Source organism: Azospirillum sp. OGB3, from assembly GCF_014192915.1.
Taxonomy (GTDB): domain Bacteria; phylum Pseudomonadota; class Alphaproteobacteria; order Azospirillales; family Azospirillaceae; genus Azospirillum.
Map to the genome: position 1 here is coordinate 38,868 of NZ_JACHYN010000026.1, position 15,881 is coordinate 54,748.

Annotated in this window: 8 protein-coding genes; all 8 read right to left on the reverse strand. The window is 63.0% G+C overall.

Going from position 1 to position 15,881, the window contains the following annotated elements:
• Window positions 1-44: 44 nt before the first annotated feature.
• Entirely contained in the window at window positions 45-359 is a 315-nt protein-coding gene (locus FHW79_RS29700; protein ID WP_183182270.1) for a hypothetical protein, read from the reverse strand.
• A gap of 131 nt (window positions 360-490) precedes the next feature.
• On the reverse strand, window positions 491-1,009 hold the full coding sequence (locus tag FHW79_RS29705; RefSeq protein ID WP_149650981.1) for a S26 family signal peptidase: 519 nt from the start codon (window positions 1,007-1,009) through the stop codon (window positions 491-493).
• A complete protein-coding gene (locus tag FHW79_RS29710) occupies window positions 1,006-1,476 on the reverse strand; it encodes a hypothetical protein (RefSeq protein ID WP_183182271.1) in 471 nt (156 codons plus the stop codon). Before FHW79_RS29710 ends, FHW79_RS29705 begins: the two co-directional genes overlap by 4 nt.
• Window positions 1,448-3,898, reverse strand: a complete 2,451-nt coding sequence (traC, locus tag FHW79_RS29715) for a type IV secretion system protein TraC (RefSeq protein WP_149650979.1) — start codon at window positions 3,896-3,898, stop codon at window positions 1,448-1,450. The genes FHW79_RS29710 and traC overlap by 29 nt, the downstream gene beginning before the upstream one ends.
• On the reverse strand, window positions 3,898-4,623 hold the full coding sequence (locus tag FHW79_RS29720) for a DsbC family protein (protein ID WP_149650978.1): 726 nt from the start codon (window positions 4,621-4,623) through the stop codon (window positions 3,898-3,900). The genes traC and FHW79_RS29720 overlap by 1 nt, the downstream gene beginning before the upstream one ends.
• 208 nt (window positions 4,624-4,831) lie before the next feature.
• A complete protein-coding gene (locus tag FHW79_RS29725) occupies window positions 4,832-8,566 on the reverse strand; it encodes a hypothetical protein (RefSeq protein WP_183182272.1) in 3,735 nt (1,244 codons plus the stop codon).
• Window positions 8,567-8,685: 119 nt separating this feature from the next.
• Window positions 8,686-11,946: a thrombospondin type-1 domain-containing protein gene (locus tag FHW79_RS29730; RefSeq protein WP_183182273.1), complete on the reverse strand. Its 3,261-nt coding sequence runs from the start codon at window positions 11,944-11,946 to the stop codon at window positions 8,686-8,688.
• A gap of 522 nt (window positions 11,947-12,468) precedes the next feature.
• Entirely contained in the window at window positions 12,469-15,816 is a 3,348-nt protein-coding gene (locus tag FHW79_RS33430) for a CHAT domain-containing protein (RefSeq protein ID WP_282184049.1), read from the reverse strand.
• Window positions 15,817-15,881 lie beyond the last annotated feature (65 nt).

The following is a 15,881-nucleotide window of genomic DNA, read 5'->3' on the forward strand; positions in this document are numbered from 1 at the left end:
ACAACCCGGTGCTGTCGGGTTCTGTCAACGTCGGTACCAGCGCATCAGTGCTTACGCATGGTGGGCGGTGTGCCGTCGCTTACGCCCAGGAAAATGAGTATCCCCAGCACGGCGATCAGGGCCACGTTGCCTATCGGCGACACGGACGCGAGGGCGGCCGGGAACTCGGTGCTCACCATGCCGCTCCAGATTAGGTCGAACCAGAATCTTAGGCCGGACAAGACCATGGCGGCACAAATCAAGGCGCCGACAAAGCTAAGGGCGGGGCGAAGCAGCGTGGTGAATTTTCCGAGCATCGAACTCTCGACAGCATCAGGAACGGCTTCCCGTCCAATGCCGCCAAGACTACCGCTTTCCAACAACGCTCCGCGCCGCTGAAAGACGCTGGAAATCGTCGCCTTTCAGCCGTGTCGGTTCAGCCGTGTCGGTAATGTCGGTGCTGACTCTCTGGGTTCGATCACCACGGGGATGGAGCCCATTGCGCGGTTCGTCAAAACAGGCGGTACGCCCGTCCGACGATCTGTGCAGCCGGCAACTCACCCCAGTACCGGCTGTCATAGGAATCGATGGTTCGCCCCATCACCCAGACCGCCCCCGGCGACACCACCAGCTCACGCACGAAGTCGCCTGCAGGACGGCCGAGGGTGCGCGCAAGAGCTAATCCTTCGCCCACCTCACTCCCATTGACGGTGATCGACGCCTCACCGACGGCGACATGATCACCGGGTACGCCGTCAACCACCTTCACCATGGTCGTGCCATCCTTGAAGTAGGGGGTGAGCCCGCGCGCCGCGAAGGCGACGAGTTGTCCGCGCTCGACACCCTGGTCCCAGCGATCGATCAGCACCACCCGCGTGTCCGGCAGGCACCGGGAAATTTGCGGGTCTATGCCGATGCGATAGCGGTCTGTGATGTAGCTACCGCCCGCAAAGAGCGCCGCCAACAGTGCTCCCGCCTTCAGAGCGAACCGGCCCCACGGCTCCCGTTGGCGCACCGTGGTGACGCTCACCCTTTCTTCTCCTGGCTGGGAGTCTGCGGTACCGTTTGCGTGGCCGGCTTGATGGAGGCTGGCATCATCATGGAATCGTCCGGGGCGGCCAGCACCGATTGACCGTCCAGAACGACATAGCCCTCCTCCTGAAGCCGGCGGATGTCACCGCGGACCCGGCCCATCGCCGTGTCAATGATGTCAGGAGCTTGTCCCTGCAACGCTGCCGCCATTTTCGTGAAATCTACGACGATGACGGGCGGACGGGCCGCCAGCTCCGCTTCCAGCTGAGCCACCCGATGCCCCATTCCGACATAGGCCACGGCCACACTGGCGGCCACGGTCAGCACGAAGCGCAGCACGCCGTCGAGAAGATCCGGCTTGCGGCGCGGAGGCTGGTCGCCCACTGGGGCCTGAGCCGGCACCTCGCCAAGTGCGGTAATGGATTTCGGCTGAGCGTCAGGCGGCGAGACGACGGTTTCCACCATTTCTCTCCTTAATGAGTGTGTAAACGGCATCCCGCACAGGGACGCCTTGCGCCGTCAGGCTCTTGATGGCGTTCACTTCCTCGGCCTTTGTCGAGTAGATGAGCTGACGGAACGGATCGACGATGAGACGCCCGATACCGGCACCATGCGAGGTGATCGCGAAGATCTCCGAATACTCACCTGGAACCGTCTGGACGGTCTTGAGCAGCTCATAGCCACCCTCGGTGAGCGGCAGCCGGTTTTCCTTCTTCAGCGCCTCGATGGCCTCGGGCTTCTGGCCCAGCAGGTACATATTCGCGCTGTTCTCGACGATGGCGCGGCCGGTTGGCGCCGCGTAGAGGTCTCCAACGCCTTGCGTGATGGTGATGGCGGCGCCGCCGTACTTGCGGAAGCGGCGATAGCCATGCTCGATGAACTTGGCGACGTCGCCCTGCATGAGCAAATCCCAAGCCTCGTCGATGATGACCAGCTTCGGACGATCGCGCTCGCCCAGGTACATTTCCTGCTGAATTTGGTAGATCAACTGCAACAGGACAACTTGCTGAAGGTGCTTTCGCCCCTTCAGCTCTTCGAGCTCCAACACGGTGAAGCGGTTATTGAAGGAAACGTTGTTCTTTCCGTTGAAATATTTCCCGTACTGACCGCTTTTCGAGAAGCTGTAGAGCTGGCGGCCAAGATCGCTGATGCGTGTGTCCTCGCGGGCTTCTCCTTCGCGCAGGAACCATTCGATCATGTCGTCCACGACCATCTCGTTCCCTTTAGCCTGCCACGTCTCGTGCAGCGCCCGCTTCATTTCCTGGGTCTGCAGATCGGTCAGGCCCTCAGTCGGAGCCGCCATAGCGGCAAGAAGACCGACAAGAACGTCCTCCTGGTCTTCAAAATCTTCACCGTCTTCAATCTCCTGAATCAACTCGAACGGATTCAAGCAGATCGTGGTGCCTTTCCCAAAGTGGATAAAGTCGCCGTCAAGAAGTTCGCATAGTTTCTCGTAAGACCGACCAACATCGATCACCCACACACGGCCGCCCATCGAGAGCGTCGACGAAATGAGTTCATTGGTCAGGAACGATTTGCCGGAGCCACTCTGCGCCGCGATGGTTGTGTTGTAGTTCGAGGTGCTGTCGTACAAGGACAGCGACATCAGCTGGCCGTTGCGGCTGATCAGATTGAGGACCGGCGTGCCCGTGCCCCGCCAGTCGCCGAACGCCGGCAAAAGCGGCACGGCCTGCCGCGTCGCCATGGTTTTGTAACGGAACAGCTCCTTGATCGCCTTCTTCTCCGCCCCGAATGGCAGAGCGTTCAGGAAAATCGGAAGGGAGAAGAACCGGTCAGGCAGCAGATTGTACCCCATCTCGCCCCAGTAGGCCTGAGCGGTCGAGACAGCACCCGTGGCGGCGTCATCGTCATCGGCGAACAGGATCATGGAAAGGCTGAGACGGCAGGTCCGGTCACCGTCATCCAGAGCCTCGAACAGAACGTCGAAGTCTTCCTTCCGCTGCGCCAGCTTCGGCACGAAGATGCGCATGCGGCCAATGGCCTGGTTTGTCGCCCACTGCCGTTTGGTCGAAAGAGCTGCCTTGGCCTTCTGCGGGTCTGGATAGTGGATGCTGGCGCTGATCATGAAGGGAATGCGGATACCGCGAATCCCCTCCCACATATCGCCGATGTAGTTGACCGCCTGGCCAAAGTAGATGCGCTGCGGCAGGCGCTTGATCGACAGCGTGCGGACGCGCGTTTCGCCAAGCGACAGCCCCTTCGCATGGACCTTCAGATCGGTCTGATAGTCAAACACCTGATCGCGCAGGAGCTTGTCCGTTTCGATCTCGGAAGTTCCGTCCAACCGCCAGGAGGCATCCTTGCCCTGATTGATGAGCGGCACCATCACGTCCAGCCAGTCCTGCGACGTGAGAGGCTTCGGTGCGAGTTGCACATTCTCCAGGCTCTTCTGCGCCGTCACCTTCAGATCATTGGCGCGGTCCATCTCGGCTTGGGTGGGCTCATGGCCGGACAGCGGGAGTTTGACCGTGACGACGAGCTGGATGTCGCGGACGCGCAGGCCACTGCGTTGCTCGACCGGTTCGTTGACTCCCGCCGTCAGAAACTTCGCGCGCTGTTCGACGGTTTCGAGCAGCAACGGATCTTCCTGGCCTGCCCGCAGTTGGCGCATGTGGTACAGCGCCGGCTGGATGTTCTGCGACCCGATCAGGATGAATTGGATGATGGTGTCGGTCGGCCAAGCGTCCTTGAGCAGCACGTTGAGGCGCTCGGCTGCCTTTGGATCTGCGGCATAGAGCGGCCGGCACAGGAAGCCGAAGCCGATGGTCTTGTCCGCACAGTAGAAGATTTGGCTGTCAGGCTCGTAGGCGAGCGGCATCAGCAGTGAGCCACAGCGGTCCGCTCTGTAGTTTCGACGCAGGGGCATCAGATCCGGCCCTCCAGCCAGCTGTCGAGATCCTGGGGAAGCCCACCCTTTGTCCGACCATCCGGCGCGATCATGAAGGGAACTCCCCTCACGCCGACCAGTTGTGCCGTCACGAGACGCTTCTGGATGGGCAGAAGATTGCAGTTGTCGTCTTGCGGCAGGCTGTCGCGTATGGGGCCAGCCATCAGCGCCGCCAGCGCCGCGGCCCGGTCGGTCGCACACGAGACCATCCTGGTCAGCCGTTCGCTTTCCTGACCAAGGACCGGAATGACGACGATCTGGAACGTGTACTTGCCCGCCAACGACGGCATTTGCTGCAAGATGCCATGGCAGTAGGGGCACTTGGGATCGACGAAGATCGTCACTTCCTTCGGACCGGAGCCGTAGCGGAAAGCACCGAGGTCTGCGGCTGTTACGCCCAACTTGGAGAGCTGGACGCGGCTCGCGTTGTCACGGAGATCGGCGAGAGTGCTCACCCGTTTTCCGGTCCATGTGTCCCACAGCTCGCCCCGGATCACGTAGCGGCCGTTGTCCGACAGGAACGCCATGCCCGAGAAGCCTTCGCCCTCAACGGCGGTGAAGCCACCGGCCGGCAGCTTCTCCATGGCCGTGATCCCGGACGTCAGGGCATTGCGGTTCATCTGTGCCTCGGTCTGGGCCGAGGCCGGTCCCAAGCTGCAGGACAGGGCCAGTAGAGCGGCCGAAAGTCCGAGTGCGACGCGCACGATGGTCCTCCAAGTGCGAAAAATTCAGGCTTGAAGGCTACCCATTTCGACCGTTTCTTCGCGCCGTCGAAAGACGCTGGAAATCAACGCCTTTCTCGCTTACCACCTCACTTGACATCACCAAACATCGGCAGGCCGAAATGCAAAAGGCCCGGCGCATCGCCGAGCCCCTGCTCTGTACTGGCGCCCCTTCCGCTTGGGCGTACTGTCACTGGGTCACAGGCACGCCGGGTTCCAGCTCTGCCTCCGTGTCAGCCGTCACCGGTTCCGATTCAGCCCCCGCATCGTCCACGCCCTTAAGCGTCACAACCGGGGGACTGGAGCGAGCAAATTTCGACACCGAAATGCGGTTCGAATTGGCTGCGACCCGCTCCCCGTCGAGTGTCCAACGGTAGCCTACAATCCGACCGTCGTCGTCGCGGCAGTCGGCATAATAGATCCAGCCGCTGGTCCATTCACGCATCGTCGCCGTGCAGGTCGGCGGAGTGTTCGGCACGACATTGATGGTCTGTGTCGCCCCGAAACTCCACCCCATCTGTGTCGTCGCCCGCGCTTCAAGCGTGTGCGTGCCCACGCCCAAGGTCAGCTTCGAATAGGAGCCCGCCGCTCCGGTCGGAGCGCCGTTCAAAAAGTAGGTGAGCGACAGGATGCGGTCATGGGGATGGCCGCCGGAGATCGAGGGCTTCACCGTAACATCCAAAGGCGCCCGGCTGTAGGCGTTGGACGGTGAAATGGCGAGCGTCATCCCGTAGTTCGGAGCCGTCAGCATGTTGACCGTGTTGTTCACCGTCGAGGAGTTGCCGCGGGCGTCGGAAACGGACGCGGAAAACGGATAGGCTCCTGGCGTCTCAGTGCGCACAATTCGCAGCGTCTGGTTCGCATCTTCGAGGAGAGTGGCGGCCGGCGGCAGCGTCCAGCTGTAGGACGGGCTGTCGAGCTGCATGGGCCGGCCGATCTGGCGGAGCCGCACCGTCACATCCGCCGGAGCGTACTGAGAGCTTCTGATCGGTTCCAGGCTGAACTCCGGCCAGAGGTACTCCCAGACCCGCACGCGCTTGTCTTGGCTGCCCGTAGCCCCCTCAAAGCCCACGATCTCCGCGTGATAGGTAAGCGTCACGGTGTCGGCCGCCAGATCCTCCGACGTCGGCCCCCACGAGATCAGCGGACCATCGACACGCTTTCCATCGGGAAATGTCCACCATCCACGCAACTCGACGTCCATGTTCCGGTAAGGCAGGCCCATCACACCCCGGAAGTTGGCGCTTTGGGGATACTCGACGCGCGCCGGGCCGACGATGCGGATCATGGGCGGACGCACCGGGACGAAGTTCACACGGCGGCGCACCTCGCGCCAAGCAAAGTGGTCTTCCGGCGGCGCATCACGCATACGGGCGCGGGCGACCATGAGCAAACGGGCCGGTGCATCACGGGTGAGGTCGAACTCTGGAGTGCCCGGGGTGAAGCTGTCTCCTCCGTCCAGGGACCATTCCACAGCCACTTTGTCATCCGAAACCGACTCGCCCTTATGGCTGAGTTTCAGACGGTAGTGCCCGTTGCCGCCAATGAAAATGTTCTCCGGTCCATCAAGTTTGGCTTGTGGAACATCGTAAGCAATAACGTGGACGGTTTCAGGAGTATACTCAGCTCCGGAAAATTTGTTTCTCAGAGTGGCGCGTACATCGTATTCTCCCTTTGGAAAAGTGTAAGATAGGCGCATTTTATTATTTCGCATCGATGGAGCATCGGCCCAGGTGGCACCGCCATCGGCGCTGATCTGCCAAACCACATCTCCGAGCGCCGTGGCGTCCAGACGCTGATCGAGCTCAACACTGACTACGGTGGTGAGCGGCGCTTCGCCAGTCACCCGGCGCGCGGCCAGATCGGCTCCGATCGGACCGCCCTTCACAATCGTCAGGGTGAGAGGCCGCGATGCGAACTCGTTCCGCTGATATTCGGGAACAGGCGATTTCACACGTGCTTCCGCGGTCAGGCGGACCGTGCCTGTGTCAAAGGTGTTGGCCGGCAGCGTGAATGCTGCATCGCCGTTTGCTGCGTCAACGTAACCGGTTAGCGGCTGCGTGGTGCGGTAGTCGATGTACTTGACCAGCCGCACCTCCCACTGACCCATGGTGCCCGCGTCGTAACCTGCCTCAACCCTGTAAACGTCCCGAATCCCCACGGAGACAGCGAGTTCGCTGGTGTCCAGAATGGCCGTGGAGTTGTCCAGGGTGATCACAGGTTTGATATTCGGGCTCGGGACCGCCAACATCTCGAACGATCTCTCCGCCATGTTCTCCGGCATTTCGGAGTAACGTGCGTTGACTGTCCAGGGTGTGCGGCTCCACAATTCGGACTCTGCAGCGTTTAGACGGCGCTGAATTTCGCGTTCCTCGCCCCACGGGGCCGCATCGAATTCCCCATCTTCAATCACCGTACCTCCCCGAGTGACCTTCACCTGATACGAGGCGTTAGCGCCGTTGATCACGGCGTTGCCTGCATAGCCCCCCTCGCGCGGCACGGCATACAGACCGTCCTTCACGACCGTAAGCATGTCCTCCGTAATGGTGGGGAGTGGTGGCTCGACAACGTTGTAGGTAAAGCCCCCCTCACCGGCCGGGATTTTCGACCCGAGCGGCGTGACGACATCAACCCTCCATCGCACCTCCTGAACTCCTGCGGTCGGCATCGAACCCTCCAGATACGGGCGAACCCAGTATTGGTTCTGAGCCAGGGCATCCGGGAGCGCCATCCAAGTCAGAGCGCAGCGCACCTGGGAATTGGAGGATCGGTATTCAGCTCCTTCGAAACTCCAGTATGTGTCGCACGTCGGGCCACCCGATTGGTCCATGACTGCCTGGACCGGCTGCACCTTGCGGTAGGCGAGATCTGACGAGCGCCGCGGTTGATAGGCCAGCAAGTTGGCGATCGGCGAAACGCTGAGCGTCGACGTGCCCGAGGCGATGGGCACCTGGACGTCGTTGGGGTCGACCAAGCTGATTTTGTAGCCAACGGTGTAGTCGCCGTTAACCCACATGCGTCCCTGGGCCAACGGGGTCAACGCAGCGGCCGGCGTGATATCGGTTGGCAGCGGATCCCACTCGACTAGGCACTTCGGCCCCGCCAGCACGTCGCTTGTTTTGGCAACCTGTCTGCTGGTCGTAAGATCGCACCGGCTTCCCGTCGCAGACTGCACCTTGATGCTCACGGCATCGAACGCTTGGCGGACCGTCCAGGAATCGGCGACCATCGCCACGTGAGGAGTCCAGGTGTTCACCTTGAGATCGAAACCTGGGCTGTTCGGCGCCGTGCTGGTCACCCAGATGCGCGCCTGCCCCTCGCGTCCCTGAACCGCCGCCATCATCGGCAGTGACAACTTGCCCGCCGCGGTGGTGAAGTCGTAGGAGCCCACCGAAACACCCACATCACCCGGATTGATCCGGTAGCCGGCAATGACCAGCGGCACCGTCGAATCCTTGTGCATCGAAACCCGCAGCTCGTGTGTGCCGCCCAGCGTCGTGCCATCAGGAAGCTTCCAAGCGTCGGTCGTGAGCGGGTTCAGCCGCGCGCCGTTCCGGAAGCTGTGTTGGACTGCTGGAATCCACAGTTCACCTCCCGGCGCGGTGACCACCCCGACCACCCCCGGCAGGTAAGTGATCATCACCTCGCGCGAGGCCGGCACACCCTTCCCATCGGTTGTCGTGATCGAAAGCCGGTAGTCGCCAATCCACGATGAGGGCAGCGGGTTGTTGGTGATGAGCCGATACCCCTCCGCATTGTTGCGCAGGATCATCTTCAATGGTGGACCGGTCACCTCCGTCGTCGTCGGCGAAAGTCCCTCGGCCTTCACTTCGAACGCCGAGGGTTCGCCGACACGCAGCGTGATGTGCGGCGCGGTGCCGCCTTCCGTTGGCGACACAGCTGAAGCCGTCGAAGGGTTCAGCATCGCACCGAGAACCACCGATGCCGCCGTTAGTTTTCTCATTATCCGCGACATCTGACCGGGGACAACTCCAACAGGCTTGAATTTGCTATGGCCACGTTCCGATCTCATTATCATCACCATCAATTACACTGGTAAGATACAATTTTATTTCCGATCATCTCTTCTTGCCCAAAGTACTTGAGAGTATGGCCTGGAGCGAAGTAACACGCATTGTCATAAAGACGATTGCACGCACCCGAGCCCCTTCCATTACATAGCTCCTTACATCTCTCAGGGGAGACATTCGTTGCTATTATCCATTGCCCCCAATGCCGGATCTCGTTGCTTGTATTAATGATCCATCCATTTTGTGCTTGGCCGCAGTTTTCACAACTACCGCGGTTGGCTGTTTCTGTTTCAGTCCAGTCACTGCCACAGCCATTGGACCAATAGACTGTGCGCGACGCCGTGCCACAGGAAGCAGACCAACTACCATATGCAGTCACATGATTGCTCGGCGTGCAGCAGTCATGTGTATTGCAGCTTGTTCCCCAAGTGTATGTTGAGCCCGATTTTGATACTTCCCACGTTCCAGCCCAGGCCGGATTGCAGTTCGACCAGTCGACGTAAGCGCCGTCCGATCGTTTGCAATTCTGCGAACCACTTGTAGAGCCTCCTCCGCATGAGGCGCTGCATGCGCCCCAACCGGTCCAGTCAGCCCAGCTGTAGGTGCAGGTGGAGATATCGTAGCAGGCTTGCTCGTTAGAGCCCGCGCAGCTGCGCGTGCAGCCTTGGCTGGCTGACGGGCGGTTGCTGGTGTCGCATCCTGGATAGGTGTCGGCCACGGCACCCAGATCGGTGCCGTCATCGCGTTGACAGGATACGGCCCGTGTCTCAGTCCCGGAGGTTCCATTGCAGCCCCTAGACTGCGTGCCGGAACCACAGCTGCTACTGCAGGTTCCCCACCCTCCCCATGTCGGGTTTGCGGTGCAGCCCGCCCAGCCCCCAGTTACCCAGCTGTAGGTGAAGAACTGCTTCCCAGTGCCAGCTAGGCTGACGGACGGTCGCTTGTGATTGTCGACGGTCAGAGTACCGGTGAAGCTGCCGTTCTGGACTGCCTTAGCCCGGAACGTCACGCTGCATGAAGCGCCAGGAGTTAGTTGGGCGCCAGCGCAGCCATCGGACGTGAACTCGAAATTGCCGCTGTTGTTGAACCCCAGCGATAGAGGGTCCGTGGATTCTTCGGTGCTTTCGTTTGTCACCCGATATGACACGGCGCTCGAATAGGCGACGATGTTCTTGGCCCATCCCGTGATGTCCATGAGGGCCGGATCTCCGCTGACCAGGGTCAACGTCGGACGGGGGGCATCGAAATGATACCCTCGGCCCGTCATATCGAGCTGGGCATCGGCAGTGCCCTGTCCATCAGGGAGGTTGACCGCGGTCACCGCGAAATGGCCCGCCAAGCTGCCCCACCAGTCCGACTTGGCGCGAATGGTAACTTCGCAGGCCGCCGTGGGCGCCAAGGTTCCCGCACTGCAATCGTCGGAGATGAACACGAAATTGTCAGGGTTCGACAGGGCTGTGGTCAGGCTGGTCGTTGTGTACTCGCTGCTGTGATTCCGCACCCGAAGGGTGACTGGCGCCGAGAAGGCCAACGTCCCGTCGCCGGTGCCGGCAACATCCATGGACGCTGGATCACCCGTCACCGCAGTTACGCTCAGCGTCACCGGATCAAAATGGTGGGCACGGGCGGCCAAGGCCTGTTGAGCCACGGCATCATCCTGAGCGTCCGGGAGTCCGGACGTTGTCACCGTCAAGACACTGGAGAGATCCGCAAACCACGCAGCCTTCGCTCGAACCTGCGCGTCGCAGGTGGCGCCCGGCGGCAGTACGGCGCCGGAGCAGCCGTTGGCGCCGGCGACGAACTCAAAATCGTTGGAGTTGGATAGGATCGTAGCCAAGGCCGTGGTGGCGTACTCTGTGCTCCGGTTGCGCACGCGCAGAGTCACGGGGCTGGAGTACGTCAGCATCGCTGTGCCAGGGCCAAAAACGTCCATCCCGGTCGGGTTGCCGGTGACCGCGTTGATCTCCAGCGTCAGGGGATCAAACCTGTGCGCTCTTCCTAGAAGTTCCTGGGTGGCCCCGATGGTACCGGCCTCGCTATTGCCATGGGCGGAATAGGCGGACGCTATAGGGCCCCACCAAGAAGCCCTCGCTCGCAAGCTGACATCGCAGGTTCCCATAACGGCCAGCGCCGCACCGGCGCAGCCATTGGTCAGGAATTCAAACGAGCCGGGCCCGCTGGTCGCGGCGAGGGAAGAGTCCAGGGGGTAGGTCGGGAACTCGGTCGAGAGGTTTCTGACCCGAAGGACCAAAGGCTGCGAATAGCTCGGCTGCGCCGGGCCGAGAACGTCCAGGTGGGTAGGGTCGCCGGATACCGTGGCGATCGCAAGCCGAGGCGGATCGAAATGGTGTGCACGGCCAGCGAGGTTCGTCGTGAGAGTGATGTCGGGATCGCCCTCCGGATTCCCGACAGAAGCCACCTGCAGCGTGCCGGACCAGTTTCCCCACCAAGTGGATTTGCCACGGACCACCATGTCGCAAGCGCCGTTTGGAGGGAGTGAGGCGCCCGAACAGCCGTCGGTGACGAACTCGAAATTCAGAGTGTTGGAAAGGATCGTGGCCAACCGCGGCGTCGCATATTCACTCGAGAGGTTCGCCACCCGGAAGGTGACGTTTTCCGTTGAATACGCCGGCGTTCCAGCGAAGAGATTTCCCCTGGAAAAGGCCCCGTTGACGTCGAAGTTGGCCGGATCACCAGAGATGACGCTCAACGCCAAGCGCAGAGGGTCGAAATGGTGGGCGGTGCCGGAAAGCGGCAAGTCCATGCTGTAGGACCCGGACGAGAGGCGCAGATTGCCGGAGAGCGGCCCCCACCAGGTCGCCCTTGGCTCAATCATCACCTCGCAGGTGCTGTAGCTGGTGTTCGGCGCCCCCAACAGCTTGCCGGTGCACTTGTCGTCGATGATGCGGAAGTGCTCGCCACCGGACGTGATTGCCGCTGACAGCGGTTTATCCATGAAGAGCGGGATGACGTCCTGGGTTCCAGCAGGGGTGCCTTCGCCGTCCTGGAGTGTGATGCTGGTCGATGCCGACGGAGCACCGTCTACGGAAATCACGATATCGCGGAAGTCGGTGATCGTGACATGACTGCCGGTGACCAGCGCATCTGGGCGCGGTGCGGCGGAGTTTACGACGCTCGGATACGTCGTGCCGCTCGGCCCTGGTGCCTCGCCCGCATTCTTCACCCGAAGCTCAATCGAGGGCCCGCTTTGCGCCAAGGCGGTCAGTGGCGAAGCCATGATCAAGCTCAGAACGACGGGGATCAATTTCCTCATAAACCCTCTCCAGCACGGCCCGAACCCGCCAGCCAAAGGCGGTTGCGGGCAGCATGGAGATTTCCACAAGACACCCTCTGTTCGCGCCGCTGAAAGGCACTTAAAACCATCGTCTTTCGACGGTGCCACTGCGCTCAGCGCGGTTCTGCTGCAGTGTTTTCGAAGGGTCCGAGATCGCGTAAAATCCGGCCCCTCACCAAGCCACGGCAAAGCAAGTACCTGAACAACATTGTTGAACAGGATCAGCGCCGGATTATGCAGCTGGTCCGCTGGGGATTGGGTTCAAAAGCTACCACACGGCACGGCGGGTGATCGCCGGCTACGAGATCCTGGCCATGGTGCGCAATGGGCAGGCCGCCACCATTCCCGCCAATGACATGCCGGACCAGGCCACATTCATCCCCTGCCTGTTCGGAGTCGCCGCCTGACAGTGCTGATGCCGCGACTTTCCGCGGCCACCGTCAGATTTTGCAACAGAACCGCCCAGGCAACCACATTGCTCCTGATCGTCGTTCGAGCAGGCTACCACGGGCTTCCAATGAGGACGAACGGTGCCCAGTGATACGGATGTGCGGTTCCCGCCGGGACGGTCGGACGCGGACTGCCGACGACCTCCGCCCCGCGCCCTGGATCCGCAGCCGCCTGTTGCGCCTCGCCGCTATGAGCCAGAAACGCCCGCATTGCCGCCTGCAGCGCCGCCGCCTTGCTCAGCCCGGTTTCGACGCGCGCTTGGTAGAACAGGCGCATGAATCGTGCCGTCGACGCGTCCGCCACCGGCCACAGCGTTGCCATAACCGCCCCGGCGCCCCGCTCCTGCGCCAGCACCCCCAGGCTCTCCAGTTCCCGCCCGTCGCCGTCGCGCCGCCCTACCGCCGTCTCACACGCCGACAGCGCCAATAGGTCGACCCCGGCCAGCGGAATGCGCCGCAGTTCCTCCACCGTCAGCCGCCCGCCATCCCCGAGCAGCAGAAAGCCGTCCCGCGCGTCGCCCGGTCGCAGCACGAAGTGGCTGGCCACGTGCACGACCGGAAAGCCGGCCTGCGCCGCGTCGCGGAAGCGTGCCCCCGTAAAGCTCTGGTCTAGATAGACCCGGCCCGGCAGCAGCCCTTCGCCGTCGTTGCCAGCCCGCACAATCGCCCGCAACTCCTCGGCCACCGCCGGCAGTGGCGTGAAGCCGGGCGCCGCCGTCACCCCGAAGCCGGCCGCTTCCCAACTCACCGCGTTCTGCCGCGCCAGGTTGGTCCGCGCCGCTTCTGTGAACAAGGTCAGTGCGTAGCGCTCTGCCAAGTAGCGTTCGCCGTCGTGCAGCGCCGCGAAGGGCACGTAGCGGAGCAAGTGGTCCAGCGAAAGCAGCAGCAGCTTGGCCTGCGACGCCGCCAGCTCCGCCGCCACCGGGCGCAGCAGCAGATCATAGAGACGCTGCGCCGCCGGCCGCGGATCCCGCCCTGGGCTCTGGACCGCCTCGCGCAGGGCCAGCACCAACCGGCCGAGCTCGGCCGCCTCGACGGACGTCGTGCGCACGATTTGGGTATCCGCCGTCGTCACGATCACATGCACACGGTCGGGCAGCACCACCATGTGCAGCGCCGCCGCCTCGCCGCGGAACTGGCTCTTCAGCAGCCCTTGCACCGACCCGCTGGCAAGCAGGTCGCGGGACGCGATCGACCGCTCATCGCCTGATCGCTCGAGCGCGACGAGCGCGACGCGCACCCTGTCGAAGTCGGCGCGGGCGGTCCGCTCGGCCTCCTCCAGCAAGCGCTGCACCTCGGTGAGCCGCGCGGCGACCGCCGAGTCCGGTTCGCCCCGGATCTTCTGTTTGAGCAGGTCGCGTCGTTCGAGAGCGAGCGCCGCCTGGACGAGGCCTGCGCCCCCCAAGGCGGTGCCGAGCGCCCCCTCGGGCTGGTCGAGTGGCAAATGGTCGTAGGCTTTCCCCGCGCTGCCCGGATCGCGGCGGACGTACTCGTAGGTTTCGAAGTCCTTGAGCATGCGGATGACCGTCTCGGCCTCGCCAAGCCGGCCGAGCTCGACAAACAGGTCGGCCAGACGGCGGTAGCGGTCCTCTTGCGCCTTGAGGAAGCACTCGCGCAGGTTCTCGTTAAGGTCGACCAGACGACGGCGGGCGTCTTGGAGCCGGTTGACCGCCTGCTTTGCCATGAAGAGGGCCGCTCCAGGCCGCTCCAGCTGCCGCGCCCAGCGGCTGGCCTCACTCCACCGGCACGACGCGTCGAGCAGGACGAAGTAATTGTCGGTGGAGCCCCAGTCTAGTGAAGCCCGCACCTCCCGATAGCGCAGGGCGGTGAGCTTCTCGGCGAGCGCGCCGTCGGTGTCCCCCGTCAGGCGGACCAACTCAACCACGCGCTCCTGCCGCCGCACCAGTTCGTCGTTAAAGGTCCCGGCGGTGATCAGCGCTGCGATTTGCCCGCGCTCGGCGGTCAGCTCCGCCCCGACCAGCGCGGCGAAGGGGCTCGCGGCAGCCCCGGCACCGGCGCTGCCGGTCGGCGGGGTCACCATGGAAGAGGGTACAGACGTGACGGTGGCGCGTGTGGGAGTCGCGGCACTGGCATTGTTGGTCGCAGCCGCCACGGACGAGAGTACAGGCGCAACGGCTGTGCGCCACCTCACCGGATCGACCGCTGCCTTCAGCGGGTCGTGGCGGTCGAGCAGGGCCACCGCCTCGGCCGCGCCCTCGAGCGAACTGGCGCGAGCCGCCTCCAGTAGCCGTATGGCGGCGTCCCGCGCTTGGCCTCCTATGAAGCTGCCGCCCTCCGGGAACTCGCGGGCGACCCGGAGCAGCGCCTCGCGCACCGCCTCGGGCGGGCCGGAGAAATCCAGAGCGAGCAGGCCAAGATGACCGTCGGCGGCTCCGCCCGCCTCAATGGCACGTTGATAGAACGCCCGTGCGGCAGTGTGATCGGGTACGGTGTCTAGACCGAGGCGGTAGCGTGCGGCCAAGGCCAACAACGCGGAAACACCTTCCTCCTTTGCCGCTAGCCCGATCAGGCGCCAACCCTCCTCGCGATTCGTGTCAGTTCCGATACCGCGAACGAGAGCCACACCCAGGTGGGCTCTCCCCGCGGCCTTATCCTGCTCGGCGGCGAGCCGGTACCAGCGCAACGCTTCTGTATCGTCCTGCGGCACGCCCCGACCATGCTCGTGCATAAAGCCGAGATTGTTCTGCGCCCGAGCATAGCCCTGCTCGGCGGCGAGCCGGTACCAGCGCACCGCTTCTGCATCGTCCTGCGGCACGCCCCGGCCATCTTCATACATCACGCCGAGATTGTTCTGCGCCCGAGCATAGCCCTGCTCGGCGGCGAGCCGGTACCAGCGCACCGCCTCCGCATCGTCCTGTGGCACGCCCCGGCCACGCTCATACATCCAGCCGAGATTGGTCTGCGCTATTGCGCTTCCTTGCTCGGCGGCGAGCTGATACCAGCGCACTGCCTCCGCATCGTCCTGCGGTACCCCCCGGCCCTTCTCGTACATCCAGCCGAGACTGTTCTGCGCCGATGCGTCGCCCTGTTCAGCGGCGAGCCGATGCCAGCGCACCGTCTCCGCATCATGCTGCGGCACGCCCCGGCCACGCTCATACATCCAGCCGAGATTGGACTGTGCGGTGGCGTTTCCTTGGTCGGCGGCGAGCCGGTACCGGCGCACCGCCTCCGCATCGTCTTGCGGCACGCCACGGCCCTTCTCGTACATCCAGCCGAGATTGTTCTGCGCCTGAGCATTGCCCTTCTCAGCGGCGAGCCGGAACCGGCGCACCGCCTCCGCATCGTCTTGCGGCACGCCCCGGCCCTTCTGGTACATCCAGCCCAGCTGGTTCTGCGCGGTAGAGTTTCCGGCTCTCCGGAAAATCGGGTTGATGGGCAGCCGCCGTCATGGCATTGTTAAATCGGATTTTTAGGTTGATCCCATAGAGGAGCGCCGCGCCATGA

Excerpts from the sequence above, each read along its gene's own strand:
- FHW79_RS29710 (WP_183182271.1), bottom strand. The coding sequence starts at position 1,476 with ATGGTGGAAACCGTCGTCTCGCCGCCTGACGCTCAGCCGAAATCCATT.
- traC (WP_149650979.1), bottom strand. The coding sequence starts at position 3,898 with ATGCCCCTGCGTCGAAACTACAGAGCGGACCGCTGTGGCTCACTGCTG.
- FHW79_RS29725 (WP_183182272.1), bottom strand. The coding sequence starts at position 8,566 with ATGCTGAACCCTTCGACGGCTTCAGCTGTGTCGCCAACGGAAGGCGGC.
- FHW79_RS29730 (WP_183182273.1), bottom strand. The coding sequence starts at position 11,946 with ATGAGGAAATTGATCCCCGTCGTTCTGAGCTTGATCATGGCTTCGCCA.